Below are 4105 nucleotides of genomic sequence, written 5' to 3'. Positions count from 1 at the left end.
CAGCAGCCGGCACAGCTGGAGCTGTTGAGGGGCGATCACCGTGTGCAGCAGCGCATGGGAGCGGGCGATCTCACCGCGCGCCAGGACGTGGGCGAGCATGAGGGTCCAGGTGGTCAGCTCGTCGACGAGCTGCCGGGCGGTACCGGCGGGCTCCGGCGGCCGGAACGCGGCCAGCCGCAGGGCGGCCCGCCTCAGCCGCCCGGTGCGGTCGAGGAGCACGGCCTCCTCGGGGCGGGGCAGATGCACCGCCCCTTCCCAGCCCGGGACCTCGTCGATCCCCGGGCCGGCCGCGGTGATGTGGAACTCACCGCGCATCAGGTCGTCGAACACGACCGCGAGCACGCCGTACATGGTGGTGTAGGCGAGTTCGAGTGGAGCGAGCCCCGCCAGGAAGGCCGGCCCGTCGAAGTCCTCGACCTCCTCGTCCCTGACGTACAGGTAGGCCTCGATGTCCGAGTGCTCGTCGGCCTCGCCGAGCGTCCACGACCCGTAGAGGAGGACGCCCTCCACCCGGGGGTCGGCCTCGGCCAGTTTCCGCAACCGGGCGATCCGGTCGTCCAGCGCGCGGCTGGGGGAGCGACGTTCCATGGAAGAGCTCTCATCTCTCCTGTGACGGCGTACGGGGGGGGATCACGTACGGGGACACGCCGACGGCGCCCGGCACGTCGAGGGTCTGACGGCCGGGGGGACGGCGAGGGGCGGCCGGGCTGTGCCCGCCGGTTCAGGAGAAGGTGCCCATGCACCGGAGTGTACGGACGCCGCCCGCCGTACGCCCCCGCCTCGAACCGGTCCGCGCCCGGATCCCGCCGCCGGCGCCGCGATTCCCGCGTCCGGCGGACCGGCTTGTTACACTGGCGGGGACATCGACCGTGTCGTGAGGAGTGACAGACCGTGGCGGGTGACGACGACATCTCCGGGTGATACCCGAAGGTGAGCGACCACCGGCAGGAGCGTAAGGGCCCAGCCGCAGTGGTTCGCCTCGTCGTTCCCTCTTCCCCTGTCTTCCCGGGGTGGTGCACCGTCCTGCCCCGCTGTCCCGTACGAGGTCGTTGCCATGTCTTATCCCGCCGTCGTCTGCTCCCACCTGTCCTTCTCCTGGCCGGACGACACCCCCGTCTTCGAGGACCTGTCCTTCACCGTGGGCCCCGGAAGGACGGGGCTCGTCGCCCCCAACGGCTCCGGAAAGACCACCCTGCTCAAGCTGATCGCCGGTGAACTCCGGCCCCGCCAGGGGTCGGTGACGGTCGAGGGCACCCTCGGCCACCTGCCGCAGAACCTTCCCCTCACCAAGGACCTCACCGTCGCCCAGGTCCTCGGCGTCGCCGACGTCATCCGCGCCATCGACGCCGTCGAGGCGGGCGACGTGGCCGAGGAGCACTTCACCACCATCGGCGACGACTGGGACATCGAGGAACGCACCCGCGCCCAGCTCGACCGCCTCGGCCTTGGGGACCTCGCCCTCGACCGCGTGCTGCGCACGCTCAGCGGCGGTCAGATCGTCTCGCTCGGCCTCGCCGCCCAGCTCCTGAAGCGGCCGGACGTCCTGCTGCTCGACGAGCCCACCAACAACCTCGACCTGGACGCCCGCCACAAGCTCTACGACGTGCTGGACGACTTCAACGGCTGCCTGCTCCTCGTCAGCCACGACCGCGTCCTCCTCGACCGGATGGAGCGCGTCGCCGAACTCGAGCGCGGCGAACTGCGGCTCTACGGAGGAAACTTCACCGCCTACGAAGCGGCCGTGCAGGCCGAGCGCGAGGTCGCCGAGAAGAACGTCCGCAACGCCGAGCAGGAACTCAAGCGCGAGAAGCGGGAGATGCAGCAGGCCAGGGAGCGTGCCGAACGGCGGCAGAGCAACGCCGCCCGCAACCTCAAGAACGCCGGCCTGCCCCGCATCTTCGCCGGGAACATGAAACGCGGAGCGCAGGAGGCGGCCGGCCGGGCCGGACAGACGCACGCCACCCGCGTCGGCGACGCCCAGGCCCGTCTCGACGAGGCCGGACGCGCCCTGCGGGACGAGCAGCGCCTCACCCTCGACCTCCCGGAGACCGTCGTCCCCGCGGGCCGCACGCTCTTCCACGGCGAACGCCTGCGGATCCGCCTCGGGGACCGGCCCGTCTTCGCGGAGCCCGGCGCCGATCTCACCGTCCGGGGCCCCGAACGCATCGCGCTCACCGGCCCCAACGGAGCGGGCAAGAGCACCCTGCTCCGCCTCCTCGACGGCGATCTCACCCCGGACGACGGTGAGATCAGGCGGGCCGACGGCCGGATCGCCTACCTCTCCCAGCGCCTCGACCTCCTCGACCCGGACCGTGGCGTCGCCGACAACTTCGGCACCTACGCCCCCCACCGACCCGAGGCCGAGCGGATGAACCTGCTCGCCCGGTTCCTCTTCCGCGGCCCCCGGGCCCACCTGCCCGTCCGGGCACTGTCGGGCGGCGAACGGCTGCGGGCCACCCTCGCCTGCGTGCTGTACGCCGAGCCGGCCCCGCACCTGCTGCTGCTCGACGAGCCGACGAACAACCTCGACCTCGTCAGCACCGCCCAGTTGGAGAGCGCCCTCAACGCCTACCGGGGAGCCTTCGTCGTCGTCAGCCATGACGAACGGTTCCTCCGGGCGATCGGCGTCGACCGCCGCCTCCGCCTGGCCGGCGGCGTTCTCACGGAAGGCGAGGCACCGGCCGGCCCGTGATCCCGGCACCGGGCGCCCTCCGGCGCGGCGCCGGGCACGTGCGTCAGAAGGAGCGGAGCACGCGGAAACGGTCGGGACGCGCCGGGTCCCGGTCCACGACCTGGACCGGTGCCCACGCCCACTGCCGTACGCCGATGCCGGGCACGCGCGAGAACGTGATCGGGCCCCGGGTGCCGTCGACCGCCACCCTGGCCCAGGACGCGGCGAGGCGTGCCCGGTCCGTCCCGTGGGAGCGCAGCGCCTCGGCCAGGACCGTGATCGTGTCGTGGCCCTCGAACGCGACGAACGAGGGCGCGGTGCCCAGGTGTTCGCGCAGGGCGGCCTCGACCCGTAGGCCGCGCGGCCCGAGACGCTCGGGCAGGTAGCGGAGGAAGGGAACGCCCGCGCCCTCGTCCCCGAGCAGGTCCGACCACCCGGCGAACTCCGGCTGTCCCGCCGGAGCACCGAGCAGCACCCCGGCAAGGCGCCGGTCGCGGCGGACGGCCCGGACGAGCGCCGCCGCCGGCTCCGGGATGCCGACCAGCAGGAGGAGCGCGCCGACCCCGTGCTCGACGAGTTCCTCGCAGACCGCTCCGGGGGAGAGGGCCCGCGCGTCGAGCGTCGTCACGGAGCCACCGTGCGGGGCCAGACGCTCGCGCAGGACGCGGGCCCCCGACGCCCAGTACGCGCCGGGCTCCGCCGCCACGGCGACACGGGTGTGGCCCGCGTCGCGCAGGAAGTCCGCGTACAGCCGCCAGCCGTGCGACTGCGCCGGTGCGAGCCGCGCCACCCGGTCCGTCGGCTCCTCGGTGAGTTCGTCCAGGACCGCCGACGAACACAGGAACGGCAGACCGAGCGCGTCGGCCCGCGCGGCGGCGGCCCGCGCGACGACACTGTGGTACTCCCCGGTCACGGCGGCCACCCCCAGCCCGGCCAGCTCCTCCACCGCCTTCGCCGCCCGCTCCGGATCGCCGGCCGTGTCCCGGACCACCAGGGCGAGGGGGCGCCCGCCGATCCCCCCGGCCTCGTTCACCTCACGGACGGCCAGTTCGAGCCCCGCGAGCAGATGCCGGCCCGCCTCCACCCAGCCGGGCCGGGACAGCGGAACCAGCGCACCGACCGGCACGGCGCGCGGTCCGGGGGGTGCGGGCAGGAGTGGTGACGGCGGTGCGTCCATGCGGTGGCGTCCCCTTGAGTCGACGGTACGGCTGCGGGGGCCATGAACCGGCCCCGCGCCCCCCGCCCGCTCCCGGACGCCCGTCGCCGACCGCTTCCCGCCCCTGATCCGGGACGCATCGTAGCGACCCCGGCGCCGCCGCTCGATGCGCACGACGACCCGGAGCGTCCGCCCCGGGCGGCCCGCTCGTGGCGGTGTGAGCCGCGGCCCCGGTCCCGGCCTGTGGCGCGGGCGGGCCGGCGACCGGACATCGGTCG

General features: G+C 74.1%; 3 protein-coding genes. 1 reads left to right on the top strand and 2 read right to left on the bottom strand.

Going from position 1 to position 4105, the window contains the following annotated elements; all coding sequences use genetic code 11:
- A partial coding sequence (locus RIF68_RS29660) for a nucleotidyltransferase domain-containing protein (RefSeq protein ID WP_309054364.1) occupies positions 1-588 on the bottom strand: 588 nt, incomplete at its 3' end.
- Positions 589-1054: 466 nt separating this feature from the next.
- On the opposite strand from RIF68_RS29660, the gene RIF68_RS29655 reads away from it, so the two are divergent.
- Positions 1055-2692 (top strand): ABC-F family ATP-binding cassette domain-containing protein, encoded by a 1638-nt coding sequence (locus RIF68_RS29655; RefSeq protein ID WP_309054363.1) that lies wholly within the window; start codon positions 1055-1057, stop codon positions 2690-2692.
- 43 nt (positions 2693-2735) lie between these two features.
- Here RIF68_RS29655 and RIF68_RS29650 read toward each other — a convergent pair whose 3' ends face one another.
- A complete protein-coding gene (locus RIF68_RS29650) occupies positions 2736-3848 on the bottom strand; it encodes an ABC transporter substrate-binding protein (protein WP_309054362.1) in 1113 nt (370 codons plus the stop codon).
- Positions 3849-4105: the final 257 nt, after the last annotated feature.

The organism is Streptomyces sp., from assembly GCF_031178505.1.
GTDB classification, from domain to species: domain Bacteria; phylum Actinomycetota; class Actinomycetes; order Streptomycetales; family Streptomycetaceae; genus Streptomyces; species Streptomyces gulbargensis.
The sequence above is the reverse complement of the archived record's forward strand: the minus strand, read 5'-3'. Positions and strand labels throughout refer to the sequence as shown.